Origin of the sequence: Loigolactobacillus rennini DSM 20253, from assembly GCF_001436505.1 — a bacterium.
GTDB classification, from domain to species: domain Bacteria; phylum Bacillota; class Bacilli; order Lactobacillales; family Lactobacillaceae; genus Loigolactobacillus; species Loigolactobacillus rennini.
This window is the reverse complement of sequence record NZ_AYYI01000001.1, coordinates 1-26,898: the sequence shown is the minus strand read 5'-3', so window position 1 is coordinate 26,898 and position 26,898 is coordinate 1. Positions and strand designations below refer to the sequence as shown.

Genomic DNA, 26,898 nt, shown 5'->3' with positions numbered 1-26,898 from the left:
AATGAAGCCGCACAGTTTATAAATTCTTATCCATGTTAAACGTTAACTTCGACAAATCCAAGCCCATGGTGAATAACTCACCCATGTAGGCCATGGTCCGCTTGCGCATATCCGCAACCATTGCATGGTTTTGCTTGGTCAAGTAGTCCGTTAACGCCGCACCACTTAATTTCGCCGCTGCTTCATCAGTAGTTGCGATTAAGTGCCGTTGCTGTTGCTTAGCCGCCTGCAAGTAAGCATTGTTGCTGTCTAAGAACTTGCTATAATGGCTTTCAACTAAAACAGATAAGGCCCGGTACATCCAGTAGGCACTCTTGAAATCAAATTTCAGTGGGGTAGCGCTGTAGCTAGGATCCGTATCCGTCGCGTTGGCGTAAAACGGCACATAAGGGGTGAAGGCCGGGTAGCCAAAGGCCATCCACATAATGGCCGCTTGTTCGTCGGGTACATCGTGGCGAATTTGCAAAACATGGGAGTTTTGCGTCCGGTTCAACCCAATTGGCCGGTAACGGTATTTAGCTGGATCGTCACCAGGACCCAACGGATCAAATGGGGTTTCATTATAGTGGGAGCCTAAAATGTATTCAATGTCTTCCACACTAATTTTGTGGTCCGTATAGCAGATAAATGGTAGATCAGAGCTTTCTGGATCCTGTTTGATTTCAGGATTCAAATAACGCTGGCTAAACCAAACCCGCGGTGTGTTGTAGTGCCGGTCTTTTTCATTGTCCGTACCAAAAATGTGGCGGAAGTTCCAGCCTTCTTTGTCCGGGTTCAAATGGTGTTCAGCCACATATTCCTGAATCCCATCTGCCCACATAAAGTTTTCCGGGTCATCAAAGTCCACTTGTTGGATGGCAACTTGGTTAGCGGCGATTGCGTAGGCATCGTCAGGAATCCGCTGTGCTACCCATAAATGTCCTGTGACGATTTCCATGTACCAAACATTTTCTTTATCGCTAAACAGCACACTGTTACCAGCTGGTGAGCCATACTTTTTAATCAAAGCACCTAACCGTTTAACCCCGTCAGCGGCGGAATCAATGTAAGGTAGCACCATGGTTTGCAACGTATCTTCGTCCATGCCATCTGGTACTAACGGATCGTAAGCTAAAGACTTTTCATTACCATAAGTACTTTCAGTGGCACTCATCGCCACGTTTTTTTCGTTAAAGCCACTTTCGTCATAAACGCCTTGTGTTTTAACGTCCACGTTCGGCACCGCTTGGTACCGGTAAGCGTCTGCCGGCAATTTTGCCTGAAAGCCGTTTAAATAAGACTTCAACACTTTATTTTGTCCTTTAACCGCTGGGTGCATCACAAACCGTTGCGGTGTGTTCGGCAAAAAGGTATCGTCGTTGCGGGCAATCATAGTTGACCCATCGAGACTAGCTTTTTTACCTACCAAAACGGAGGTACAAGCACGTGTATATTCTGCCATTAAAATCTCCCCTATTCTTTGCCAAATTCAGCTAAGTTGGTTATATTTTACCCCTTTTAGCAGGTGCAAGCAAAGAAACAGGTTGCCCGCCTAAACAGCGCGCCCTTGCCAGCGCTACCAGCAGCAAACTTAAACCGCACACCGCCAATTTTGGTCACTGCTGCTTGGTGAAGCGCTAATTTTCAACCCCACTAATATTAAGTTACGCAAATTCCCCACATTGTTTTTTTAAATTTAAAATTTTTTGCGAAAAAACAGAGGGGCTAATCTTGTGCTTCAAGCACAGCTAAAATCTGCGGTTTGGCCACAATCAACTGAATTAAACGCCTTGTACTGCCACTAGGTGTGGTCCGGCCAGTTTCCCAAGCTTCAACGGTCCGCGGCGAAACCGCTAAATAATAAGCAAAAACACGTTGCGTTGCATGTAACGACTGCCTAATTTTTTTGATGTCAGTGGCACTGTAAGTTGGCGCTGTTTTAATGGGCAATTCTTCAACCAATACACCTGAAGCATCCCCGACTGCATAAGCTTGAAGCTGCGCTAAACTTTCCGCTAATTTTGGCTCTAGATCTTCTGTCATGCTGAGCACCTCGTTTTTAATCCGGTATTTTAAAACTAGTATCGCAAATTAAATCAAGTCCAGCAACACTTCTCCAACCCCACTATAACTAAGTTACGCAAATTCTCCGCATTGTTTTTTTAAACTTAATTTTTTTAATAAAAAATGCCAGCTTGCTTTTTCAATCACAAGCTGGCATATTAAATATCATAGCGTAGTTAAGGCGGTGGCACTTCCTAAAGGAGGTGGTTGCTATGGCATTAAAACCTTAGTCACCACAAAACTTCTAGAAAGGAGGCGCCTAGGTGTCCCTAACGGATACCTTACAACTAATGTTAGGCTTTGGTAATTTCGTGCTAAAGCTAATCACATTAGTTGTTGTGTTGATTCAACTCAACCACAAAAAATAACCGCCTTAGCTGTGGGAAGCTAGCGGTTATTTTACCCTAATGAACCACCGTCTTAAACGGCATGCACTTCCATTGTTAGCATACCAAATTTACGCGGCGATTACCACCGATAATCTCAGCGGACGGGCTGCTGAATCTGCCGCGCGCCTAGCAGCGCCAAAATGGCCGGTGCCGCGGCTTCATTTTCACAGAGAAAATGTAAAAACAACAAAAATTCCGCGGCATCCGCCTCCCGGTACAAAAAATCGCCTAAACAATACAGCGTATCGCCGGTGTAAAGCGGCCGCGCCAAAAAATCACGTTTAGCCAACTCACGGCGCAAATCAACAGTTAATTCTGACATCACAATCACTCCTTAATCTTTCATGAAAAAAGCACTGCCCAGCAGTTGCTCCAGCTCTTGTTGCCAAGGTCGTGCTGCCATCAAAATCACCCATTGGTTGGTGCGGTGATTGCGGATTAGAACCGCTTGCGCGGATGCGTCCAGTTCCCGAACCAGCTGGTTTAAATGACTTTTGGCATCACTTACTGTTAACGTGGTTAGCATCTTTTCATCCCTCCTTTCAAAATCCATGACGTTATCAGTGATTAGCGCGCTAGCCTAGAATACCGCTAATAGCGGCCATATCCATCAAGCGCGCTGAATCGCTCATTTAAGAACCGCATAACAGCAAACTTTCAGTTTCAAGCGCGCTTAAATTCCCGCTAAATCGCACTGGCCAGTTACCACTACTGTAAAAACAACCCCCCCAATTCCAACTCGCGCCAACTTGTACGCCCCCAACTAATCATGCGTGACAATCTGCGGGGTAAAGCGCATTTGCCGCGGTTTGAATAAAAACGCTAATTCCGCCAAGCGGCCCGAACGATTTTTGCGGAAAATTAAATTTAAGTGGCGGTTAACTTGATGATTTTGCGTGTTGCTTGCCGGGTACAAAAAGCTCACCACATTGGAATCCTGTTCAATGCTGCCGGATTCCCGTAAGTCTGCCAATTGTGGCGTGCGGTCCAACCGTTTTTCCAGTTCCCGGTTCAACTGGGAAAATAAAATCAGTGGAATTTGCAGTTCGTTGGTTAACAATTTCAGTTCCCGGGTGATGGTTTCGATTTCTTGCCGGCGGTCGGTGCGGGCAGCCACCCGGTCCAAACTGATAATTTGCAAATAATCGATCACCGCTAAATAGTGACCGGCTTTAGCGTGCAGCGCGTGATCGCGGATCACTTTAATGATTTGCGGCAACACCAACAATTTATCGTGCAGCTGCAAGTGTTGCTGGTCAATTGCGGCGATAGCGGCTTTGACTTGTTGCTTTTCACTGGCGTTTAGCTGGTGGGCCGGATTGTGAAATTTATCCGCTGCCACCCCAGTTTGGTAAGCCAACGTGCGTTGGTAGTTTTCCGTGGCGGTCATCTCTAGCGAAAATAAATCTACTTGTAGTTCTGGCTGGTGGGCTAGCGCTTGCTGAATTAAATTTAACGCGAAGGCAGATTTGCCCACACCCGGCCGTGCGCCAATGGTCCATAACACGCCGCCGCGCAACCCGCCGCCTAACACTTGATCCACCACGTTAAAGGTGCGAATCCCGCTAGGCTGGGGCTTTTCTAATGCTTGCAACATGGCTTTACCGTGTGTTGCCAAACTTAAGGTGGGCAATTGTGGTTGGTTCAGCGCGCTGAGTTGGGCGCTGACTTGTTGCAACTGAGCCAAATTTTCCGCGCTAGGCAAAGCAAAATACGCTTGGGCGGCTGCTTGGGCGTTGCCTTGCACATACCAAAACTGCAATGTTTGCAAACTTTCAGTAAACAGCTTTTCATCATTAACAGGTTGACTTAACTGGTGCCACTCGTTGTCGGCAAACGCGGTAGGGTAAGCCGCCTGAAAACGACGTTGCAACGCCACCCAATTGGGATACGGCCCCGGGTGCGCCAGTAAAAATTGAACAAACTCCCGGCAACTGCGCACGCCAAACCAAACGGGGTCGATGGTGACCGTTTTAGCGATTTGCGGGTGGTGAACGAGATAATGTACGATTTTAAGCTCGAAGCTCATGGGCAATGGCCTCCACTTCTTTAGTTGTGGTGTGAATGTTGTCCGCCGCGGCTCGGCGCACCACTTCCGCCACACTACAGCTCATGCCGTACAGCTGGCGCAAGTAAGCCTGGCGGGAAACCGTGGTGCGCGTTTTTGGCCGCGTTAATGGCGGTGCTTCCTGTAAATACTGATTAAATTTCGGCCCGAACAAGGTTTGCGGGCGGACAAATTTCCAAAATTCCGTATTGCGCCATTCATGGCATTTCCAATTAATGACCTGCTTAATTTGGGCCATCGTGACTTGTTGTTGAAAAAGGTGCCCTAGCAAACGTTGGCTGCGCTGATCGACTACAAAGCGCTTCCCGGTTTGCTGGTTTAAATACGCCAGCACCTTCACCGTCGCCTGCTGCAAGCGCGCTTGCTGCGCCGCTGAGTACGCTGTTAAAGGCGGTGGACTGGCGGTGGTTGGTTTGGCAGTTACTGCAGGGCTGATGGTCACGGCTGGTTTGGCAATTGCCACAGGGCTAGTTGCTTGTTGACTGGTGGTAGCTGATTTAACAGTCGCCGTGGAACGGGTGGCTTGCTGAATTGTCGCAGCTGGCGTGGCAGTTGGTACTGGCTTTACTGGTTGCTGCATTGCCGGCGCCGTGTTATCAGCTGGCGCTGCATTATCTGCTGGCGCGCCACTGTCGTCCAGCGCACCGCTGACTGTTTTCGGCGCGTTGGGGCGGGACGACCCCGCGCTTGCTTGCGGGGCACTAGGGCGATCCAGCGCCGTGGTGGCTGGTGGCAGTGGCGGTTGTTGGCCCATTTTCCCGCTGGCTTTGCCGGTGAATTTAATCAAGCCGTGGTAGTCTGCTGGCGGCTGGGCCAAATAGTAGCGCTGCCAGTTGCAGATGCGGTACTGGTGGTTTTCAGTAGTGGCGAGTAGGCCGGCTTGGATTAAAAAGGCTAAACTCCTGCGGGCAGTCGGAATTTCGGTAATATTGGCTAGGCGGCAGACTGCGCCTAGCGACAGGGGCCACTCAGCCCGAGTGTAAACCAAGCCCGCTTGATTTAAGCGGCCTGCTTTTAACAATAGTTTTAACCATAACGCTAGCGCCGTGCGGTACTGGGTTTTCGTGGTTAACTGGGCCAATTGCTGAAATTCTGGCAGTTGAAATAAATCACTAGGTAGTTGAATTACTGGTTTCAAAAGCATCTCACCTCTTTGGTTGTCATCTTTAGGTGCCGTTTGAACAACCGGATTTGTGCCACTTTTTTTGCAAAAAAAATCAACGTTTGCCGCTAAACGTTGATCTTAATGGCTTTCACCAACTAAATTTTTTACCCTGACAAGCAAAAAGATGACGGCATGGTTTGACCTTAATTGACCAAACGACAGACAGCCTGATCAGGGGGTTAAAACGTTGTGATAACAACCTTAAAACCGCATTTCAACCTGACAACTGCCCCCCGGATACCCGTACACCCCTCCGGCTAGCCGCACTCCGGATAACCAGAGTCCCCCGGCTAGCCCGTGCAAAATCACAATTGGACTACCCCCTACGCATCGCGCTTACAAAACCCTAAGCGCGCTAACTCCCGGCGAAAACTGGTTAACTCCCGCGGCGGCCATAAATGGTAGTCCGCCTGTGCCAAAATATCGTCGATATCGCCATAGCGCTCAGCGGTTAAATCGGCGATGTCGCGATTATGGTGTTGGTAAATGAAACGCCGCAACAAGGCAGCAGACAGCGCTGGCAATTGCAAATCCGCCGCTAACGGCAAGTTTGGCGGAATCACCACTTGTAGCTGACTGCTAGGCAGCACCTGACTGAATTCGTGGTGCAACAATTGCTGCACGTTGACCAATAACGCCCGCACCCGCGCTAACTGGCGCAGCAACTGCTTTTGACTGATCTGTACTTGCACCACCACCTGCTGCTGCGTGGCCGGCTGGGTAAACGTGACGTAGGTGGCCTTTTGCACCGTGTTCACCTGATCGTACCAGCGACTGCCAATCCAGGAAGTCTGCTGCCGCAGCGGACTTTTTTCCGGGATAAAGGAGTTTTCCCCCGCAAAATAAGGTAACGGGCGCACATTTAACGCCGCGGCCACCCACTGCCAAAAACGACAGCTGGTCAGCCCCTGTTGACTGTAAGCGACGATTAACTGACTCGGCCGCTGGGGCGTCAGCAAGCAACGCCCCGAAATCTCGACCAACGCCGTGTGGTAAGTTTTGCCAAACCGGTGCAACGGCTGGCGCAATTGCTTGATGTAAACCGTTTCCGGCCGCACCTGCAGATAATCGCTAAATTCCAACACATCAAACCGCTGTGCCAAATCGTCTAAATCAAAAAAAGGGGTGTTTGCCGCAACAAATTTGGGTCTTTGACTCATGAAAATTCCTCCAAGTATTTCGATTGCTATAGCGTACCCGAAAATCGTTTCCTAGTAAAGAATGTAGCGCTTACATTTTAATAAAAATCTCATTAAGAAACGATTAAAAAAGCGGCGTTGCCCACCTAAAACGCCAACTGCCTAGCACACCCAGCCAAAACGCCGTTGTAAAAATCAATTTTTCGTTGTTTGGCAAACGCCAGCGCACCCGCTATGCTAAAAAGCGACCTAGACGTCTGGGATCACTACAAAAAAGGTTGTGACCCAACATGGCAACATTACGCCAACAAGGCTTTAGCGCCGCCTTACAAAACCAAGCGCTAATACTGGGCGTGCTCAAACGCTACCAAATTACCCCAGCCCACCCCGAATTTGACGACTACTACCAAGAAAGCCTGCTGACCTACGTGGCCGCCTACTGCCAGTACCAACGCAGCCACCAGCACATCAGCCAGGCCAACTACATCTACACCAAAGTCCGCCAGCGCGTGATTGACCTACTGCGCCAACGAGACTGCTACACCCGCCACTTCGGCGCAGACAGCGCGCTTGAACCCAGCACGAACCAGGAAAGCCAGTGGCTGCAACGCCTCCAGCTTCAACAACTATTAAGCGCGCTAGAAAAAAACGAGCGCCGCTTGCTGATGCTGCTGTACCACGAAAATCGCCCAGTGCCGGAAATCTGCGCCACTCTGCAGATCAGCCGCCGCACCCTGTACCGCAAACGCAAAAAAATCCTAGCAAAACTAAAAAAAGTGGCACAAAAACCAGCGCTCAAACGGCACCTATAAATGAGGGACAAAAGCGGCCGCAAACTGTCACTCAAAAATAAGACCCAGCTAACCTGAAACGCACATTGCACCAACGGTTGAATCCAGCACCCCTAAAAGAACGCACCTGCCACTGCCAGCCCGGCGGTCCTCACCGCAGCTAGCCGCAGTGGCGACCAAACAACAGAGCGGCGGGCGGCAACCAAGCCAGCCCACCCCGGCAAAACACCAAGTGAGGCAATAACAGCCAGCCAGTCCGGCACCTGAAATTCGCCTACCTTGGCAAATTCGCCCAAGTGGCAGCACCAAGCACCTAAGGGCAAAAATCGTTATGCCCCCAGCCGCCCGAAAATAAGGAGGAAGACACACATGACATGGCTGAAAACAAATTTAGAAATCAAAACCATCGGTGACAACATCGATGACGAAGCCACCCACAAATTCGTCAACTTAAAAGAAGGCATTACGCCTGAGCAATGCGATCAATTTGGCCAAACCATCGCCAAACTGGCCGACGAAGGCTACAGCGCCGCCGTGACGGTCACTTATGACCGCCATGACTTTGCAGGCTAGCCAATTTAGCCTAGCGCGGTAGGTTTCCGCAGCACATGCGGAAACCTGTAGTGAGCGCCTAACAACAAATGCTTGCCACGCAACCTAGAGACAACCGCCAGCGCAACAAAACGCGCAGAACCACCCTAGGTTACTACTACCACATACTGGTGATACCAATTTTGCGGGCAAGGCCAAACCAAGCGTGCTCACCACGCTTTACCTCGACTGCCTGGCCACCTAGAAACCCCATTTCAATCACAAGATTTCCCGTGGCCAGACAGAGCGCGCTTACCCGCAACCAACAGTGGCCCCAAGCTTTTATTGAGGCCACCGCCACCCACGCAGAAAGGAGCTTTTATATGAAGCAACTCGACATGGAATTTAAAAGCGAAGCCGGCAAAACCAAGCACATGCGCTTAAACTACGCCGCCCAAGACTTGGACGAAACCACCGTCAAAACGGCGATGCAAACCATCGCCGACTTAAAGATGTTCGAAATTGACGCGGTGAACCCTTACGCTTTACCAATTAAAGCGCAGTACATCGAACGCAACGTAACCCCAATTTTCGGCAGCGAGGAAGACAAACAGCTTGCCAAAGCAGCACAAGAATAGTGTTTAAGCGCGCTAGTTAGCGCGCTTGAATGAGCAACCCCCGCCAGCGATGCTGACGGGGGTTGTTTTTAAATTTGATAAAATACATTAATCACGGATAATATACACCACAAAGCTTGATAGCAAGTACTTATTTGCCATTTAGTACTACAAATTATCATATCAATTATTAGATGATTAATCATACCTCAATTATATTCACCAGTTTAATGGTCAATAATCTCGAGTTTCCAGTATAAAAACTAACGCTATCCGTTAACTATGTAGTAGTTCACTTCGAATAATTACAAGATTCTTTCGTAATTATGATTAATCAAAGACTCAACATAGTTAACTTTTATTTGATCCTAATAATAACTTACCCAAGCAATTTGAACTTTAAAACTCATTATCCGTAGGTGCTTAACTGTATCAACAAAACTGAGTATTGAAAAAAATGGTAAAGTTTTAGTTTTCCTGATAATAACAAAAACAATAGTGATTTGGCTATTTGGTACTTCGTTGTCTAAAAATTCTTCGGAAAAATTTGTCTCTGATAAAATCTTTTTCCTAAATTTTGGATCAACATGTTGCGATAACAAGTCGGCAGCAACCGCTGCTTGCTCGAATAAATGACTAAGCATTGCAGATGAAAGACCTTTTTTTACATATAAAAATTCCCTATTAGGCGTGACGATGTCAGCAGGTTCTATAGTTCCCCTTCCAATAGTACTTTTATATGTACTTAAATGAAGTTCTTTAGCATCTATTTCACTCGCCGCACGTTTATTGTAAGCTGTTTCCGTTTCTCCTTTCTTTATTGCTGGAAGTTTTAATGGTGATACTGGAACCGATTTAAAATTTTGCCACATTTCATTATAAAAATTATTATCAACTGTGTACCAAACACCATTATATAGTAAATAGAACCCATTTTTACCAGAAATTTCAGCAAATAGGCATTTATAAAGCTGTAAATCTGATTGCTCCGCTTGATTTTTTGTAATAACTATCCGTGCTGTTTGCAATTTATTTAAAAAAGTCTTACATGTTGGCTTTTTTTGAATAATATACTGTCTTAGCTGTTGCACTGGTTCTAAATTAGGCTTTATTCCCTTCCCTAATAGGTTAATTACTGTTAAATTATCAATTTCTTCATATCCTGGCCAAGCTACCCCAAAATCTAGTTTATCGTTGATAATTGCTTCCGCTAATTTCTGATCTAACTCGTCTTTGGTCTTTTTTGGCTTAACTTGTGATAAATTTGAAGCTATTTTTATCTTAATTTTTTTATCTAAATATTCGTCTAAATAATATTGAAGATCGTTGATAACTTCTGTTAATGGCATCGAGCGCTTAGCTCTAAGCAATTCATTAGAACCGGTTAACTTGGTTTCTGTAGGACCACGGCTAAAATATCCTGAGACTGAAGTAAGAAATTCAGAGGATGATTTTACCAATCCTTTAATACCCTGTGAACTGACACCAACATTCTGTTTTTGATTTTGAGTAATATCTTCTTTTACTTGCATTGTCTTAGCTGAACTAACCTTATCAGGAGATACCTTTTTTGCAGCTACTAATTTCCCAAAATCAGTCACAAATTTTGAATTATCTAGTAAGGATTCGCCATACCCATACGAAATACTCAAAAATCGATCTTTCCTAGATCTGTCTTTGAGTTTAACAACGATCACTACTTTTGAATAGGTATTATCAGGTATTTTTATTCTATTACCAGTAAGTTCTTCAACTTCCGATTTCCATGTTGGTGTTGAAGACTGATTAGTAAGTGCAAAAACCTTGCCGTTTCCAATAGATTTAGGAATAGCAATTACTTTTACAAGAGTTTTCCCTTCCTTTTGATACTGAAGCTTTAACACATCTTCGTATTTTTTAACATCGGTATTATGCAACCTAATAGAAATTGAATGTGATTTGTTTTTATTTACCATAATAAACCCTCCTAAATTTTAATTAATTGGGAGGAAGAACAATCAAAAAGACGTTTACATTCTTTGATAAATAAGATAAAACGAACGTGATATACTTGTTGTTTTTTAGATTTCTCGAAGCCAAAGGGGGCAACCTTTGGCTTTTTCCTTGCCAATTAATATTATTTTAAAATAAGAAATTCTTAATATGCAATCATAATCAATATGACATTATACTATTTCACTTTCATTTAAACAGCGCAATAATAGTTAATATCGTTGTAATAATATAAACAAAAAGGTGCATAATATTTATTTTAGAATTCACATCAAAATTAACAAAATGTTTTAATAGGCGGTAAATACTCCAAGATGTCGCATAAGTACCAAACATTAAAGTAAGTCCAACGAAAAAATTTTGATCATTAGGTGCATTAACAATAACCTTCAAAGAGCACCCTAAAGCAATTAAACCAATTAAAGCAACACCCATTTTGATACAAAAATAACGATACTTTTTTGCATTATACCGAATATTGTTAAAACAATTGAAACTATTAGTAAGGTTACCATTAAAATAAAGATGCTTTGAAAGAACGATACATATTCTGATTCATTAATAATCACAATGATTGGTACAACGAAGACTAATAAAAACGCTGCTATTAAAGTAGTTAATAAAACTTCTAAAAAATATTTTTTATGAAATTTGAAAAATAGTCTACTAAACGATCAAAAAAATCGGCAATTTTATGCTGTATTTTATTTTTTCTTTCTACATCATTATCTTGCTCCATCTTCGAAAATTTAATGAGATGTTTTAATGTGTGTGGTACTGTGTCATCTATTTCATTACTTATGCTATTTAATTCTTGAACTGTTATTTCATCAAGATTAATTTCTTGATTAAAAACTGATGTATTTAAATCGTCTTTAGCAGTTTCATTCTTTGCAACGTATGCTATAAATTCTTTAATTTTCATAGCTTTATAAGCTTCTTTCTTTCTAATTGATAAATTGTTCAAACCATGGCGAAATTTTGATTAATGGACTAACTCCTTAGCCATACGCTGCTTATCTAAATAAACCGCTGCCACTTCTCCGTTAAAAAGAATTGAATTAACATTGCGGACTAAATAATTTAAACCCGAACTTGACGTTTGTGGAATAACATCAACTAACATGGTTACAATTGGTTTATCAGATACTTTTTGAATTGAAGACATTACCAATTTGAAATTAATTTGTGCTGTCTGTAAGGCAGCCTCATTGATCACTATGTTGGCATGATGCTTCTCCCACTCAAGCTTTAAGACAACGCGATCATCATAAATTATTATTTTTTCCAGAAAACCACCTGTTTTAAATGCCTGATTCACATCATTAGCAGTAAATTGATTCAAATACTTTTTGCCAATTTGTACACGTCTGTGTGGAAAATTTTCGGCATTAACTGCACCTGCATGATCTAACTTAGGTGTCAATTTTGTTCTATTTTCAATTTTTGTTTTTTGATCCTTACGGTAACTTTTAGTTGAAGTCCTTTTCCGTGTCTTTCGTGATTGTTTATGCTTCATCTGTTCCGAATTTAGATGATTGTTCAAATCCAAATAAAAAATATACGAGCGATCTTGTTGCATTTTGGATGTTAAGTAAACATTTTGTGAGTTACGATACCGAATTTGTTGCTTAGCTATTTGAACATTTGTTTTAAAATGACAATTGGTGGCGTGACGCTGATTCTTCCGTGTCGCTAGGCTGGCCGCACGCACCCCAGAGTGGCGAAAAGTTAATCCGCATCCACATTCTGGGCACCTAAGATCGGTTAAGCGATTATCATGTCGCGGAAAATGATCTAATTGATCAAGCGTATATGTTTTATTAGTATTACCATCAATAGCAAATATAAATTTACTACTCATTATAAATTCCTCCTTAAATAGAGGCAAAAGATAAAAAGTAGTGACATTCTCTTCAAAAGAAGTTATACTAAGAATGTATTAACGTTTCTTAGTGTCTCTATCACTAAACTTTCTAAAAGCTGAAGGCGGCTACCTTCGGCTTTTTTTCTTTGCCATTTTCTATTATTTGTTTAAAATTTTATGTTCTTTTAAATCAAATACCAGCGCTTTTTTCTCTGCAATATACTTACCATCCATCCGATAGGTGTACTTTTTTGTATCCCAGTCCATCAAATTAGCAAGTGAGTTAACGAGATCAACATAATTCCAACGAGCAGTTATAATCTTACGTTTTGGATTATAGAATGGAGCTGCATTTTCATCATCTTTTTCTGCTTCTTGTACTGCAACCATCTTATCTTTGTAATCAATTAACAATCTTGCGTAGCGCGTTTTATGAAGTTTGATCACGCTTTTTTGCGAAAAAGAAACACCACTTTTCGATACTGTCATTGTACTTGGTCCACTTGTTAAAGTATAAGGCTTAAAGTTTTTGAAATCCATTTTATCGTCTCCTCTAATTCATCTCCGAAAGCTTTATCATTTTAATATTCCAACCATGTACTTATTGTAGCACCAGATAATTATTTACGCAAGAAAAAAGTTCACTCTATATAATCGATTTATGTATTTAATTTTTTATAATCAAATGTCATAATTTATCTTCAATATCACCTAATTTATTGAGGAACTAAAATAAGGGGCTCTACAATATCTGTTGTTGGTAATCAATTTAATGATTACTGATGGCAGATTTCTTGTATACTGAATTAGGGATAAAAAAAGCGGACATTCACTGTCCGTTCGCAAAAAATTGGTTGATCAAATATTTTTTACCAGCAATACTAATTTATTTTTTCAAAATTGATTTTACAAGCTGCAAGCTGCCTTTTATAAAAGCACTATTAGCGATTAAGGCTAATATAAACAGAACAGATTCTACTATCATCAATAATTTTAAATTTAAAGGCAAATACAAGATCAATGTTTGCACAATTAATATAGCATGGTTAAAAATAATGTTATTAACATTTAATTTAATACTGATGTATCGCCGGGTGTCTCGAATTCTAATTAACCACATCACGAAAAAACTAATGCAGCTACTCAGGCCAGCCCCATTGGCACCGATTAAGGGAACAAACAATAAATTTAGCGTAACATTAATTATTGCACTGATAATTGTTGTATAAAAAATACCCATTGTTTGCTTAGCTGCAATATAATTTGTTCCCAAAAAACTAGCAAAGCTGGAATAAAGAACTGAGAAAAGCAGTAATGGAATTAACATCCAAGCTTTATAGAATGCGTCAGAGACAAACACAGACATAAAAGGACGAATAACAAATAAAATAAAAGCAGTAGCTAAAAACATCATTTGACTATAATAATTAAAAACATCTGAATAAAACTCAGACTTTTTTTCGGATCCGTATTCCTCAATTGCTGACATCTGCCAAGCTTGAAAAAATATAGAATTTAACATAGACAGTAAGTTGGGAATTTTATTAGCCACAGCAAATAACCCATTGGCTCCTACACCAATAAAATACAGAATAAAATAACGACTAGATGTATTCGTAGCCCACCAAGCTAAAGCATTAGGAATTAATGGAACTCCATAAATTAACATTTGTTTGATCAATGTCTTGTTAAGTAGTATTAGTTTAATGGACTTACTTAAATGTAACCTTAAAAAGACATACATTGAACTAATTAACGAGGCAAAAATAATTGATAGTAAGTAGCCTTGGATCCCTTGCTTCAAATAGACGAGCAAAATAATATTTGAAACTCCGGTAACCAGAGTTCCCAAAATACCATTAAATGCAAAAACCTTCACTTGCCCAATTGCTCGTGCATATTGAATAAAGGTAGAATTAAAAGCTTGAAGAACAAGTATAATGTAAAAATAAATCAAGTGCGAAACATGAAATAAACTAACCAGAGGTAAAATTCCCAGAAAAATCAGCGCCCCTGTTGATGTAATTAAAATCGCATTGGTAAATACTTGTTTGTTATCAGTACTTTTATCCATTACAAAGCGCAAAACCGCATCATAGGCTGACATAGACACTATTGGTAATAATAAACTGGCCGTATTTGTAATAAGATCTACTGTTCCATACTCTTGTTTTGTTAGAAAATAAGTATAAAGTGGCACTAATAAAATGGAAATTAGCTTACTGCCCAAATTACCAATGGCAAATATCACTGAATTTCCAATTAAGTATTTTATTTTATTCATTGAACTTCCCTTGAGTAAAAATTTAACTATCCTCTAGACTTTTTAAATAGTCTGTTAATTCATTGAAATTCTGATCAAAATCTTTAGTTATCGGTTTAACCTGCAATAATTTCCTAATTTCTTGTAATACTTGATCAAAATTATCAGTACCCATTAACTTAATATAATTCAGGTCGCTCATCCAATTTAAATAGGTGAACTTTACTTTTCCATTGTTATTATTGAAAACTATACAAGGTGTTTTTGTCAATAGCGAAAAAAGCATGCCATGTAATCTATCCGTAATAACCAGTTGATGTGCTGCAAACTGATTAAGCTTATTCTTCACATATTGTTCACGATTTTGTTTGTCAATAACAATATCTTTATTAATTACAGTATCCGAAATGGTAATCTGATATTCGCTTTTTAGCTGCTTAAGTAAAGAATTAATATAAGTTTCCGGTACTGATTTTTCTTTGTCCTGTCTCAGAATTATTAAAATTCCAAAGCGCTTAGTTTTTTTAAACTTTAATTTTTTATTCAGAAAAAAAACTATATCCGGTGTGAATAATAATTTATTTTTTGGAAAAGCTTTAGCAAGAAAATCACGTGTTAACGATTCTCGCGCCATTAATGTTAAGTTAGAATTACTTGAATATATTTTTTTTGACTCGCTTAATTCTTCACTATCTTTACCAAAAAAAGCAGATTGCGGGAATATTATTATTTTATTTCTGGAAAAATTTTTCATAAGCAAACGACGTTGTTTTTCAGCAGTTGGATACAGTGTTCCTAGATTCCCGCCCCCATGTACCATTATAATATCCTGATCGGTTAATACTTTAGATACTAGTTTTATCCCTTTTGCATAATTTATATCTGGTATCTCAATAACTTGGTAAGCTGGTAATACTTGTTTTAAATAAAACAATTCTGCGATAGTTATCGCTTGATCACCCAGATTCTTATGTGTAGGCGTTAGAAATAAAAAAACCCGTTTTTTTCCCATTTTACTGGGTAAACTAAACTGGTATTTTCTAGAAAAATATTTAAACCAACCTAGTGGCGTTTTTTGGGATAATAATTTAATTTTATTGACAATACTTTTCATTAATACTTTTCTCCTTTAGTATTCTTTAATAAAAAATATGCCCTAAATTTAAAATAAAAAGTCTGCACGATTTTTACTATTGAATATCTACTGCTAATAAGTGCTTTAACTAAGTATTTTATAGACTTTAAAAAATTTTTATTTTTAGCTTTTAAAACAAATTTTTGAAAGAATACTAACCCTACCGCAAACTTTCTTTTATCATTTGATGTTAACTTACTATACTTTAAATTGATCTTTTCTGGTTTAACATCAATAAGTTGATTCTTCAAATAAAGCTTAGAAATATATCGCGATTTCAGAAACTGTTCAAGTGCATTTGATCTTGATATACTAGTTTGACGAAACCGATAATTTAAAACGGACTTTCCTAACAAACTAAGTTTAAAATTCATAGCAAGCGCTCTAAGTATAAAATCAAAATCTTCGCAATGTGCAACATCACGATAACCGCCCAATTGTTCATAAACACAGCGCTTTAAAAACCAGGTTGGATGTTTTGATACATTTCCAAATTTTAGAATTGCCTTTGTTTCATCCTGATCCAAATTTTTCCCATGTTTATAAGACAAAATTTCACCATCTTCAGACATCTGATTAACATTAGTGAAAATAAAATCTAAACCATGGGCAGTTAAATAATCGTACTCAGTTTGTAATCTATCTGCACTAGATACATCATCCGCATCCATTCGCGCAATATAGCTACCCTGAGAAAGTGAAATTGCCCGATTTAGCGAAAATACTAGCCCACGATTCACACTATTATAAAATATTCGAACTTTACTATTGTCAGCATAATTAGAGAGGAATTTTTTAATATCTGCATTTTTAGGGTTATCAACAATAATGACTAATTCAAAGTTAGTAAACGTTTGTTGTAAAATCGATTCAATACTTTCCTGAATCCATTCTATTTTTTCATTATAAATGCTCATTATGACAGATACCATTTTATATCTCCTTAAGAAATATTAAAAATTACCCATGACAATAGCTTCCATCCGCGCTTATTTTACACTAGCTTATAGGTTTCAGGTTAAAGTATACGAATATCATTGACTAGTCGCCTCAAAATTGAAGTGGCTAGTAAAAGTTTGAAAAAGAAAAGTCAAAAATAAAATATTTTGCGTCATTAGCGAAAAACCAATTGTCTCTCCCTTAATATGGAAAATTAATAAACACATAAAGGCAAAGACACTAAATCGAAGTTCCTTTCGCCAATTAAACAAGAGTAATTGATATAAAACCAAAAACAGCAAACCAATCAAACCAAAAAATAAAATATTACGCATATAGCCAGCATCCGTACTCATATAGTAAGATTGATCCGGATTAGTGTAGCGACCATCACCAAAGAAAAATGTTGAGCCACTCACTTGAAAATACATTTGCTGTAGCTTAGATGTTGAGCTAGTTGTAAGCTGCCCTGATGATTGAAGTTTATAATAAAACTCAAAAGCCCAATTCAAAAATCTTGATATTGTCGCATTATTACGTAATGAATTAAACCATAAAGGGCTAGAAATAAAAATTAAAATAATGACAGTCACAGATGTGAACAAAGTGATAATATTTATTCGCTTAGGGCCTTTTCTTCTCTTTTTATGTTTCAACATGTTAAAGAGGAAATAGAGCGCGGCCACACCTAATCCAACAAGTGAGATACGTCCTGCACTAACACCAGCAGCTATTAAGATTAACAGGTAAATAAAGCGTATTATGGTGCTTTTAATTGGAATTTCCTTATAATATCGAACCAATAATATATAGACCATTCCAAAACCAATAGCTAGCCCAAAGAAACTAGATCCGGCCACACCTAAACCGCGAATTCCTTGGTACCATTCTCTTTGCCCAATAAAATCAATTAATTCAGCACCTCTAAAATTATTTAAAAGGGTATTAATTTTAGAGCTTAAAAAAGCAGCACCCATTATTAACGATTGTATAAAGAATGCTTCAATTATAACAACAGGAATATGTTTTTCTTTTACGTACAAATAGGTAAAAAGAAAACTACCAATAAAGATTTGAACTAATTGATTAAAAAGCGGCTTCTCAATTGAAAAATCATAAGTCCCTTTAAAAACAGGAACAAGTAGGGCATAAAACATTATCAAAAGTAACACAATAAAAATACGAATAACTTTTTTATTTGTTAAAATAGAAAGTAAAGTTTGGCGATATTTTCTATTGACAAAGAGCGCAATAATAAGAATGACAAAACAAATATGAGAGGAATTAATAATAGGAATATCAAATATTGGGAATTGAAATATATATAGAAAAGCAAGTAAAACGGCCAATAATCTCCCTCATTTCTTCTTATTATCACGCTTGTTTTTAAACTCTAAGGCACCACTTAATAAAAGCTGAGCAACGGTATTTTTATTGTAGTGAGCGGTATATAAATTTCTTTTTCTTACCAGAAACTGCAGAATAAATAGCCGATAAAATAACGGACTTAATGCATAAAATAAAGCGCCCTTATCTTTAAAATACCGCTCGTTATAGCCTTTAAACCAAGTAGAATCATTATTATAAACATCAGCTATTGTTTCTTTAACTGTTATGATATGTAAACCACGCTTTAAGCAATCCCAGATAAAAAGTGAGTCTTCACCAGACGCATATTTAGCTCCACCACCGAATAACAATGAAAAAGTAATATTTTTCTTTTTAATTATACTAGTTCGGAAAGTAAGAGTCGCTGTACCATAACGCAGAGCATTCCAAAAATGAACTTTACCAGTCTTAGTTACTTTATTATGAACGCCTGTTTTATCATGGATTCGAACATTAAATAAAATAACATCTGCTTTAGGAAAACGACAATAAGCTTCCTTTATTTTATTTAAATAGCCATCAACATAAACCATATCATCATCAGACATAATTGAAATGTCAAACGTTGATCTCATAAGCGCGTTATTTCTGCTTAATCCAACTCCCCGCTCGTTAAAAGCGTAATAATTACAATTTATTTTATTAAAATATTCGTATAGATATTCAGATCCCTGATTGATTAAGATCGCATTCTTTTTAATATTCATTTTTTGCAATTGTAATTGTGGATCAGTAATGTTAACGCCAGAGATCAGATGACCTATTTTCAAACGAGCCAGCTCCTTTTTACAACTAGCATAAAATACCTATATATCTAACCAAGGAAAAAATTAATCGCGTTTAAAAATATCGCGAGTATAAACTTTATCAATTACATCATCTAATTTATCACTATATCGATTAGCAATAATAGCTTGTGATTTTTCTTTAAAGGTTGTCAAATTATTAACCACTTGATTTGAAAAGAAAGTTTCTCCATCCTTTAAAGTAGGTTCATAAATAATAATTTTTGCGCCCGTTGCCTTAATCCGCTTCATAACACCCTGTATTGAACTAGCACGGAAATTATCAGATTTTGATTTCATCGTTAATCGATAAATCCCAATTGTAATTTGCTTACTTAACTGTGCTTTATTAGAATATCCCGCTTTTTTAAGCACCCGTTCAGCGATGAAATCTTTTCTTGTTTTATTCGACTCAACTATTGCCTTAATCAAATTTTCAGGAACGTCAGCATAGTTTGCTAATAGCTGTTTAGTATCTTTTGGTAAACAATAGCCACCATAACCAAAGCTTGGATTATTATAATGTGTCCCGATCCGTGGATCTAAGCAAACACCATTAATAATTTGTTTTGTGTCTAATCCTTTTACCTCCGCATAAGTATCAAGTTCATTAAAATAACTAACACGTAGAGCTAAGTAAGTGTTAGAGAAAAGCTTAACCGCTTCAGCTTCAGTAAAGCTCATAATTAATGTTTTGACATCCTTTTCTAAGGCACCTTCTTGCAGTAAATTTGCAAAAAGTTTTGCACTATCTGTAAGCTTATTATCTTCTAAATTTGTTCCGACTATAATCCGCGACGGATATAAATTATCATATAAGGCTTTGCTTTCCCGAAGAAACTCTGGACTAAAGATGATATTCTTATTACCAGTTTCTTTACGGATCCGTTGTGTATATCCTACTGGAATGGTTGATTTAATCACGATAATTGCATTAGGATTGCAATCCATTACTAACTTAATTACTGATTCCACAGCCGAAGTGTCAAAAAAGTTCTTTTCAGAATCATAATTTTTCGGCGTTGCAACAATAACGAAATCTGCATTTGAATAAGCTTGCTTAGCATCTAAGGTAGCTGTTAAATCTAGTGGTTTTTCTGCTAAATATTTTTCAATATAATCATCCTGAATAGGTGAGCGATGCTGGTTAATTAAATCAACCTTTTCCGGGATAACGTCAACGGCTATAACCTCATGATGCTGTGAAAGTAAAGTAGCAATCGAAAGCCCGACATAACCAGTCCCAGCAACAGCAATTTTGATTTTTCTATTCATTAGATCAATTCTCCATTTCTACGTTAATATACAGTATTATTCGTAGTTCCGTAGTAATAATATTGATAGTTAAAAATAATTAGCCTCAAAAATTAGCTATAGTGCTTCTTTAATGCATTAAAAACATAAAAAACAAAATAATATAAAGTCTTAAAAAAACCTAGTTGTAGTTCATAATAATAGTTATGCCAAGTTCTTTTTATTGCTTTTATTTTATTATTAGATAATGAACCCTTAACAACGCGATAACTAGATAACGATTCATTTAGGCCATAAGCGTAAGGAATTTTTTTTAAAAGTAACGCCCAAGTCAGTAAATCTTGGCCGCGTTTCACTAATGGCATATAAAATGTGCCTGTCTGTCGTTTATCGATCATGACTGTAAGCGTACCAATTATCGTATTTTTAAGCATTCCTTGGAAATTAATTTTTTCAGGAACCGAAATTACCTTATTTGTATGACCAATGAAATCATAACCTGTAAACGTAAAAGCAAAGTCATGCGCTAACATAAACTTTACCTGTTTATCTAGTTTTTCAGCGTGCCAAAGATCATCTGAATCTAAAAAGGCAATAAACCGCCCAGTAGCACGATCTAAACAAGTATTACGAGCGACTGCAGCGCCAGAATTATTCTTTAATTCAAATAGCTTAATTCTTTTATCCTTATTTATGTACTGCTTAATATAAGGTACTGTTTTATCTTTTGAACAATCATCAGTAATAACCAGTTCCCAATTTGAATAAGTTTGTTTTTGGACACTTTGAATTGCCTTACCAACAAATTGTTCCGAATTATACACCGGCATAATCACTGAAACTAAAGGCTGTTCCACCATTATCGAGCTCCATCTCCGGTGACAACCACGCGCAATGTGCCAAAGAAAATTGCGAGATCAGTTAAAATACCGAAATGTTTTATGTAGTACATATCATTTGCAAGTTTTTCGGCCGGGTTATCTTCGTAGCCACCGTGCACCTGCGCATAGCCACTTAAACCTGGCTTAACCAACAAACGTTGCTCAAAACCAGGCACCTCTTCACTAAATTGTTGTGTGAAACGTGGCCGTTCTGGACGTGGACCAATTAAACTCATATCGCCTTTAATGACTGACCATAATTGTGGCAGTTCATCAATCCGCGTTTTACGCATAAAGTGACCGACTTTTGTTATCCGAGCGTCATTTTTCTGCGCCCACATGGCACCAGATTTCTTTTCAATCCCGCTATACATTGACCGCAACTTGGTGATCGTAATCCGTTTTCCCATTAAACCGACACGTTCTTGACTGTAAAAACATTTGCCCGGTGTCTCAAGCTTAACTAGCACCATGAAAATTAATATCAAAATAGCACTTGGTATCATCAACAGCGTCGCAAAGAGCAAGTCAAACAGTCGTTTAAAAGGTAGATAAACATGGTGTAACGGTTGATCCAATTTAGTTACAAAGTCACTTTCCGCAAAATCCCGTGCCCCATTATTCTCTGAATTTTCCATCATAAACTTTCGTCACTCCTTTATTGATTCCCAATATAATTTTAAGCCACTTTCAATTGTGTACCGTGGTTTATACCCCAAACTCAACAAGCGGCTAATGTTGGCATATGAATGTTTAATGTCCCCTGTTCGTTCTGGCTTAGAAATCAGTTTAAACTGATAGTCAATTAATTGTTCATACACTTTAATAACGTGGTTTAAGCTAATGTGTTTCCCCGTTCCTACATTAAAAACTTGATGAATAACTGGATTATTTTTGGTCAACAACCGTAACGCCTGGATAACATCTTGAATGTAAACAAAATCCCGTGTCTGACTGCCATCGCCAAAAATCGTAAAGCTGCTGTGGTGCCGTGCAGCTTGTGTAATCAATGATAAAACGCCAGAGTAAGGTGATTTTGGATTTTGTTTAGGCCCGTAGACATTGAAGAACCGGACCGCAACTGTGGGCAGATTATACAAGCGCCCGTAGTCAATCACAAACCGCTCTGTGGCAAATTTGTCAATTGCATAAGGTGTTAGTGGATCAATTGTTGAATCTTCTCGCTTAGGTAATTCTGGATTATTGCCATAAACCGCTGCCGATGAAGCAAATAAGACTTTTTTCACTGGCAACTGTTGTTTTCGTAACACTTCTAATATGTAAATATTAGCTTCTTGGTTAATTTGATGCGTTTGGTAAGGCCGCGCGACTGAATCTGCCACACTGGCAACCGCAGCTAGTAAATAGATGTAATCAAAACGCGCATCAATTAATAATTGCCGCATAAAACCATGATCGGTAATGCTGTGTTGATAAAACGTCACTTGTGGTGAGTCAGGTAAATTTTCCTTTAATCCCATGGACAAATCATCAACAACAACGATCTGATCCCCATCTTCAACTAATTGATCGACTAAGTTAGAACCAATAAAGCCAGCTCCGCCAGTCACTAACACCTTACTCAAACGATAACCTCCCAAAACTTGCATTACGGTTCAATTTTCACCTTAAAGTTGTCATTGGCAAGCAATTAACATTAACTCACAACAATGTTCAACAACAAACAGAAACAATGTTTTACCCCCGCTAAATAAACAAACTACAACATTTAACAAATTAACAATAATCATTGTATAAGTTTGTTATATAGGCTTCAATAACACTAAAACACGTTACAACGCATGTAGAAATGAATGCTAAATAACTCTTACCCAAACAACCAAAACTTCTTCTTTTCCTTCACATGGTGAAAATCGGTGACCGCCACATCATCCCCATTGATGATGTTTTTGGCATTACCCTGCATCCAAGTCACCATCTCGGCGCCGTTACGCTTTTTCAACTTGGCAAACGCCTTTTCCATCCGGAAATTCCGGCCGCGCAAGTTGTGGGCGTCGGAAGCAAAAATCGTACCCAGCCCTGCGTCAAGAATCCGCTGGGTAAAATTGGCCACTTCTTTACCGAAAACACCTAAATAACTGCTGGCGGTTAGCTGAGTTAAACAGCCGCTGGCCACAAAGTCATACAGTAAATCGTGGTGCCGCTGAATCCCGTGATTCCGCTCTGGATGGACGATCACCGGGGTAATCCCGGCTGCTTGCAGTTCAAAAATCATTTGTTCGGTGTATTCCGGCACTTCACTGTGAGGCAGTTCCAACATTAAATAGCGGTTGGTTTCATCGGCAAACAGCACGTCATCTGCTTTAATGGCGTCCAACAGCTCCCCGGTAATGTGGGCTTCTTGACCTGGAAAAACGGTTAGCTGAATCTTGGCATCGTCCAGCGCTTTTTGAAACAGCGCCGTTTTTTGAATCACGTCTGCTTTATGGTTAGTGTACTGGCCGTCCATGTGGTGGGGCGTCACCAAAATGTGGGTGATGCCATTTTCCACGGCAACTTGCGCCATGGCTAAGGCATCGGTCATGGTTTTAGCGCCGTCATCGCAACCGGGTAGTATGTGACAGTGTAAATCAATCATTTCTTATCATCCGTTCCGTAATAACCACCATAATAGCCACCGTAGTAGCCGCCATAATAACCACCGCTATCTGTGTCTACTGCCCGATTTAAAATTGTACCTAACACATTAGCATGAACTTTTTCTAATAAATCTCTTGCTCGTAAAACAGCGCCTTTTAAGGCAACACCTTGCGGAACTACTAAAATAACACCATCTACTCGACTAGCTAAAACTTGTGCATCGGTAGCTGTATTAACTGGTGGTGCATCTAAAATGATCATGTCAAATTGGTCAACTAAAGCTTTTAATAATTGATCCATTTTAGAAGAATTTAGCAATTCAGATGGGTTAGGTGGTACAGGCCCGCTAGGTAAAACATATAGATTGTTAACTTCAGTTTTTTTAATACTTTCATTCAAATCAGCTTGTTTAGCCGTTAAAATCGTAGTCAGACCATGAGTATTAGAAACTCGGAATGTTCGGTGAGCTGTAGAACGGCGAAGATCAGCATCAATAAAGAGAACTTTACTTCCTTGGTCAGCCCAAGTAACAGCAACATTTGAACTAACTGTCGACTTACCTTCTGAGGGATTCGCTGAAGTAAAAATAATTGTTTTCAACTGCCGATCAGCAGAAGAAAATTGAATATTAGTACGGATAGTACGAAACTGTTCAGCAATAGTCGAATTAGGTTTAGTGACAGTTATTAAACCGACACCATGCTTCATACTATGCGAATCTAATTTTTTCTTTTTTCTAAAAAGACTCATTTTAGTTCACCCTCCGACGTAATTTTGTACTATGGGTGTCTGCTGATTTAGGTACCCGAGCGCGTTGATTATGATGGTGCTGACCATTAAAGGCCCGCTTTTTAATATCACTATCTGCCATTTCAGACACAATGCCTAAACTGGTCAAACCAGCCTCAGAAAGAAAGCTTTCATCTTTAACTGTTTTATCCATCGTTTCATTTAAGAAAGCCAGGCCAATTCCCATTAACAAGCCCAGTACAAACCCAATAGCGACATTCAATAACAATTTAGGCGATACCGGTGTATTATTAACGGTAGCTCGGGAAACAATTGATACATTATTCACGCTCATAATAGATTTAATTTTATTTCGGAATGTATTGGCTGTTGTATTAGCAATTTTAGCCGCTTGCTTTGGATCTTCAGTTTTTACGGTAACCGAGAAGACCTGAGAATTTTGTTCATTACTGATTGACATCTCATTTTGTAATTTATCCATCGTTTGTCCATTACCAATTTTCTGACTAACATCCTGTAATACTGTCGGACTAGTGATTATATCTTTATAAGTATTAATCATCTGCACATCAGCTTGAACTTGTTGCAACTGTTGTGCGCCTTGATCTTGCGAATCTAATTTGCGATTAACTAAAATCTGTGTCGTAGCTTCATACTTAGGTGTCATCACAAAAAAAGTGACAATAAACGCAACTAATGTCACGATTAAAGTCGACCCAATAATAATTTTTAAATGTTTACGCAACGTTAATAAAATATCATCAATGGTTAACGTTGCTTTTTCCTGGCTTACTTCATTCATCAAATAGCTCCTCCTACACTAAACCTAGCTTGTTGCTTCAATGCGTTCATACAAGCACTTAGTCAGTCGTTGATTTGTTCTAAAAGTGCTTGCGCTGTTTTGGACAAATCACCTTGAACTTGATAGTTACTCATTAATACGACACCAGTTTGACCGTTTGAACTAAAAGCTAGCGCACTTGCATAGCCACTGAAACGTGCTTCACCAGTTAGTTGTCCACCAGCGCGCGCTAAACGGCCAGTATAATCACCATTTTCTTCAAACAATCCAGATGTTCGTTGCTTTTTGCTGAGAAAATCAGAACTAGACATGTAGTTTGTTAAGCGCGCTAAATCGCCAGCAGTTGTATAGAGTTGACCCGTTCCAAGTCGCTCATTCATCGTTTGAAACAGCGTATCTTGCGTGATTTTACTGGCATTATCAGCACTATAAGCTGGTACTAGTTTACTTTGTGCCGCCGCACTCTTCACAAAACCGGTCTGTTTCGTACCAGCTGGCTGTAAAAGTATTTTATCCAAATATTTCTGATAGGAAATACCTGCTGCCTGAGCCACGATGCCGGACAATAAGGCATAATTTACTGTTTGAAAACTATACGCTCCCTGTCCTTGCCCGACGGCATTTGCTAAATTCCAAGGAATCACATCAGTACTCAATTCAGTACTAGGCGTGACATCTAAGGTTAGCCCAGAGGTCATATTCATCAGGTCTCCTACGGTCATTTCACTGGTTGCACCGTTTAATTCATAATAGTGACTAACTGGCGTGTCCAGAGATAGCCGCCCCTTAGCCGCCAGTTTCATAATTGCCGCTGCTGTTAATGCATTTTGTAAATCGCCTAATTGATATTTAGTTGTTTTTGTTTTCTCATTTTTATCCGGATCTTTCCCATAGGGTTGTTGATAAATGAGCTTACCATTTTTTAAAATCGCCACATTCCCAACAAATTGATCTTTTTTTAATTGTTGAGAAACAGCTTTTCGATTAATTTGAACCGTCTTTTTCGTTGTTGATGTTGTTACTTCTTGTACTCCAGTTTTTTTGCCACTAATTTTTTGCAAATAAAGGTGTGCTAAACTATCTTTTTGATAAAAAACTGCCGCTGCTCCACCACCAATAATGACTGTAATTAACAGTAGTACAGCAACGACTCGCCCCACTTTTCCTCTCATGTGATCCTCCGATATCAATAGCATTATCTGCTTAGTAATGTCATAGTAAGTAAAACCACAACAATAAAATAATGTTTATGATTAGTTATCCAAATTCACAAAAATCATTCTATAACTTATGTCTTACCGCCTTCAAGATCAACGAATGTTTCAATAATTAGTGATACAAAGAATGTTTAAAATCATGTAACTCTTTTTATATTAGACAAATGTTTGTTATACACAATAAGAACTCAGCTCTCCATCTTTTCATTTAGAAAGTATTTAATTTATGGCAGATTGCAAGAAATAACTTGAACAAATTTAGTAACGCAGATTACGCAAA

The 26,898-nt window shown here is 39.1% G+C and carries 28 protein-coding genes; 4 read left to right on the top strand and 24 right to left on the bottom strand.

The window, feature by feature from the left end; genetic code table 11:
- Positions 1-16: 16 nt before the first annotated feature.
- Positions 17-1,441 (bottom strand): C69 family dipeptidase, encoded by a 1,425-nt coding sequence (locus FC24_RS00150; RefSeq protein WP_057872846.1) that lies wholly within the window; start codon positions 1,439-1,441, stop codon positions 17-19.
- A gap of 263 nt (positions 1,442-1,704) precedes the next feature.
- Positions 1,705-2,022 (bottom strand): helix-turn-helix domain-containing protein, encoded by a 318-nt coding sequence (locus FC24_RS00145; protein ID WP_057872845.1) that lies wholly within the window; start codon positions 2,020-2,022, stop codon positions 1,705-1,707.
- Between the two features lie 284 nt (positions 2,023-2,306).
- Here FC24_RS00145 and FC24_RS11950 point away from each other — a divergent pair, with 284 nt between their 5' ends.
- Complete coding sequence (locus tag FC24_RS11950; RefSeq protein ID WP_057872844.1) at positions 2,307-2,411, top strand: putative holin-like toxin; 105 nt, start codon at positions 2,307-2,309, stop codon at positions 2,409-2,411.
- 115 nt (positions 2,412-2,526) lie between these two features.
- Here FC24_RS11950 and FC24_RS00135 read toward each other — a convergent pair whose 3' ends face one another.
- The 5 genes from FC24_RS00135 to FC24_RS00115 form a co-directional block, all read right to left on the bottom strand.
- Positions 2,527-2,754, bottom strand: a complete 228-nt coding sequence (locus FC24_RS00135) for a hypothetical protein (RefSeq protein WP_057872843.1) — start codon at positions 2,752-2,754, stop codon at positions 2,527-2,529.
- Positions 2,755-2,766: 12 nt separating this feature from the next.
- Positions 2,767-2,958 carry a hypothetical protein gene (locus tag FC24_RS00130; protein ID WP_057872842.1) on the bottom strand — a complete coding sequence of 64 codons (192 nt, stop codon included), beginning with the start codon at positions 2,956-2,958 and terminating at the stop codon, positions 2,767-2,769.
- Between the two features lie 237 nt (positions 2,959-3,195).
- Positions 3,196-4,461: a DnaB-like helicase C-terminal domain-containing protein gene (locus FC24_RS00125; RefSeq protein ID WP_083485575.1), complete on the bottom strand. Its 1,266-nt coding sequence runs from the start codon at positions 4,459-4,461 to the stop codon at positions 3,196-3,198.
- Positions 4,445-5,638 carry a conserved phage C-terminal domain-containing protein gene (locus FC24_RS00120; protein WP_162256996.1) on the bottom strand — a complete coding sequence of 398 codons (1,194 nt, stop codon included), beginning with the start codon at positions 5,636-5,638 and terminating at the stop codon, positions 4,445-4,447. Before FC24_RS00120 ends, FC24_RS00125 begins: the two co-directional genes overlap by 17 nt.
- 350 nt (positions 5,639-5,988) lie before the next feature.
- Positions 5,989-6,825: a hypothetical protein gene (locus FC24_RS00115; protein ID WP_057872840.1), complete on the bottom strand. Its 837-nt coding sequence runs from the start codon at positions 6,823-6,825 to the stop codon at positions 5,989-5,991.
- Between the two features lie 269 nt (positions 6,826-7,094).
- Here FC24_RS00115 and FC24_RS00110 point away from each other — a divergent pair, with 269 nt between their 5' ends.
- The 3 genes from FC24_RS00110 to FC24_RS00095 all read left to right on the top strand — a co-directional run bounded on the left by FC24_RS00110 (position 7,095) and on the right by FC24_RS00095 (position 8,764).
- Positions 7,095-7,616: a sigma-70 family RNA polymerase sigma factor gene (locus FC24_RS00110; RefSeq protein WP_057872839.1), complete on the top strand. Its 522-nt coding sequence runs from the start codon at positions 7,095-7,097 to the stop codon at positions 7,614-7,616.
- A 348-nt stretch (positions 7,617-7,964) separates the two neighbouring features.
- On the top strand, positions 7,965-8,168 hold the full coding sequence (locus FC24_RS00100) for a hypothetical protein (RefSeq protein WP_057872837.1): 204 nt from the start codon (positions 7,965-7,967) through the stop codon (positions 8,166-8,168).
- Between the two features lie 341 nt (positions 8,169-8,509).
- Complete coding sequence (locus tag FC24_RS00095) at positions 8,510-8,764, top strand: DUF2922 domain-containing protein (protein ID WP_057872836.1); 255 nt, start codon at positions 8,510-8,512, stop codon at positions 8,762-8,764.
- Positions 8,765-9,111: 347 nt separating this feature from the next.
- Here FC24_RS00095 and FC24_RS00090 read toward each other — a convergent pair whose 3' ends face one another.
- The 17 genes from FC24_RS00090 to FC24_RS00005 form a co-directional block, all read right to left on the bottom strand.
- Entirely contained in the window at positions 9,112-10,698 is a 1,587-nt protein-coding gene (locus FC24_RS00090) for a DUF6119 family protein (RefSeq protein WP_057872835.1), read from the bottom strand.
- A 665-nt stretch (positions 10,699-11,363) separates the two neighbouring features.
- Positions 11,364-11,660 carry a hypothetical protein gene (locus tag FC24_RS00080; RefSeq protein WP_157059056.1) on the bottom strand — a complete coding sequence of 99 codons (297 nt, stop codon included), beginning with the start codon at positions 11,658-11,660 and terminating at the stop codon, positions 11,364-11,366.
- 60 nt (positions 11,661-11,720) lie between these two features.
- Positions 11,721-12,599 carry a hypothetical protein gene (locus tag FC24_RS00075; RefSeq protein WP_057872832.1) on the bottom strand — a complete coding sequence of 293 codons (879 nt, stop codon included), beginning with the start codon at positions 12,597-12,599 and terminating at the stop codon, positions 11,721-11,723.
- A gap of 162 nt (positions 12,600-12,761) precedes the next feature.
- Positions 12,762-13,142: a hypothetical protein gene (locus FC24_RS00070; RefSeq protein ID WP_057872831.1), complete on the bottom strand. Its 381-nt coding sequence runs from the start codon at positions 13,140-13,142 to the stop codon at positions 12,762-12,764.
- 346 nt (positions 13,143-13,488) lie between these two features.
- The gene (locus tag FC24_RS00065; protein WP_057872830.1) at positions 13,489-14,886 is read right to left on the bottom strand and encodes a lipopolysaccharide biosynthesis protein; all 1,398 of its coding nucleotides are present in this window, start codon (positions 14,884-14,886) and stop codon (positions 13,489-13,491) included.
- Positions 14,887-14,908: 22 nt separating this feature from the next.
- The gene (locus FC24_RS00060) at positions 14,909-15,979 is read right to left on the bottom strand and encodes a polysaccharide pyruvyl transferase family protein (RefSeq protein ID WP_057872829.1); all 1,071 of its coding nucleotides are present in this window, start codon (positions 15,977-15,979) and stop codon (positions 14,909-14,911) included.
- The gene (locus tag FC24_RS00055) at positions 15,979-16,932 is read right to left on the bottom strand and encodes a glycosyltransferase (RefSeq protein ID WP_057872828.1); all 954 of its coding nucleotides are present in this window, start codon (positions 16,930-16,932) and stop codon (positions 15,979-15,981) included. The genes FC24_RS00060 and FC24_RS00055 overlap by 1 nt, the downstream gene beginning before the upstream one ends.
- A 102-nt stretch (positions 16,933-17,034) precedes the next feature.
- Positions 17,035-18,288: a hypothetical protein gene (locus FC24_RS00050; protein ID WP_057872827.1), complete on the bottom strand. Its 1,254-nt coding sequence runs from the start codon at positions 18,286-18,288 to the stop codon at positions 17,035-17,037.
- Positions 18,289-18,297: 9 nt separating this feature from the next.
- Complete coding sequence (locus tag FC24_RS00045; protein ID WP_057872826.1) at positions 18,298-19,098, bottom strand: glycosyltransferase family A protein; 801 nt, start codon at positions 19,096-19,098, stop codon at positions 18,298-18,300.
- A 60-nt stretch (positions 19,099-19,158) separates the two neighbouring features.
- Positions 19,159-20,388 carry a nucleotide sugar dehydrogenase gene (locus FC24_RS00040; protein WP_083485574.1) on the bottom strand — a complete coding sequence of 410 codons (1,230 nt, stop codon included), beginning with the start codon at positions 20,386-20,388 and terminating at the stop codon, positions 19,159-19,161.
- A gap of 92 nt (positions 20,389-20,480) precedes the next feature.
- Complete coding sequence (locus FC24_RS00035; RefSeq protein WP_235807277.1) at positions 20,481-21,224, bottom strand: glycosyltransferase family 2 protein; 744 nt, start codon at positions 21,222-21,224, stop codon at positions 20,481-20,483.
- A 2-nt stretch (positions 21,225-21,226) separates the two neighbouring features.
- Positions 21,227-21,889 carry a sugar transferase gene (locus FC24_RS00030; protein ID WP_202813593.1) on the bottom strand — a complete coding sequence of 221 codons (663 nt, stop codon included), beginning with the start codon at positions 21,887-21,889 and terminating at the stop codon, positions 21,227-21,229.
- Positions 21,890-21,898: 9 nt separating this feature from the next.
- Positions 21,899-22,834, bottom strand: a complete 936-nt coding sequence (locus tag FC24_RS00025) for an NAD-dependent epimerase/dehydratase family protein (protein WP_083485573.1) — start codon at positions 22,832-22,834, stop codon at positions 21,899-21,901.
- Positions 22,835-23,076: 242 nt separating this feature from the next.
- Positions 23,077-23,847, bottom strand: a complete 771-nt coding sequence (locus FC24_RS00020) for a tyrosine-protein phosphatase (RefSeq protein ID WP_235807276.1) — start codon at positions 23,845-23,847, stop codon at positions 23,077-23,079.
- Positions 23,844-24,599: a CpsD/CapB family tyrosine-protein kinase gene (locus FC24_RS00015; protein ID WP_057872823.1), complete on the bottom strand. Its 756-nt coding sequence runs from the start codon at positions 24,597-24,599 to the stop codon at positions 23,844-23,846. The genes FC24_RS00020 and FC24_RS00015 overlap by 4 nt, the downstream gene beginning before the upstream one ends.
- A 1-nt stretch (position 24,600) precedes the next feature.
- On the bottom strand, positions 24,601-25,401 hold the full coding sequence (locus tag FC24_RS00010) for a YveK family protein (RefSeq protein ID WP_057872822.1): 801 nt from the start codon (positions 25,399-25,401) through the stop codon (positions 24,601-24,603).
- 62 nt (positions 25,402-25,463) lie between these two features.
- Positions 25,464-26,573 (bottom strand): serine hydrolase domain-containing protein, encoded by a 1,110-nt coding sequence (locus tag FC24_RS00005; RefSeq protein WP_057872821.1) that lies wholly within the window; start codon positions 26,571-26,573, stop codon positions 25,464-25,466.
- Between the last annotated feature and the right edge of the window lie 325 nt (positions 26,574-26,898).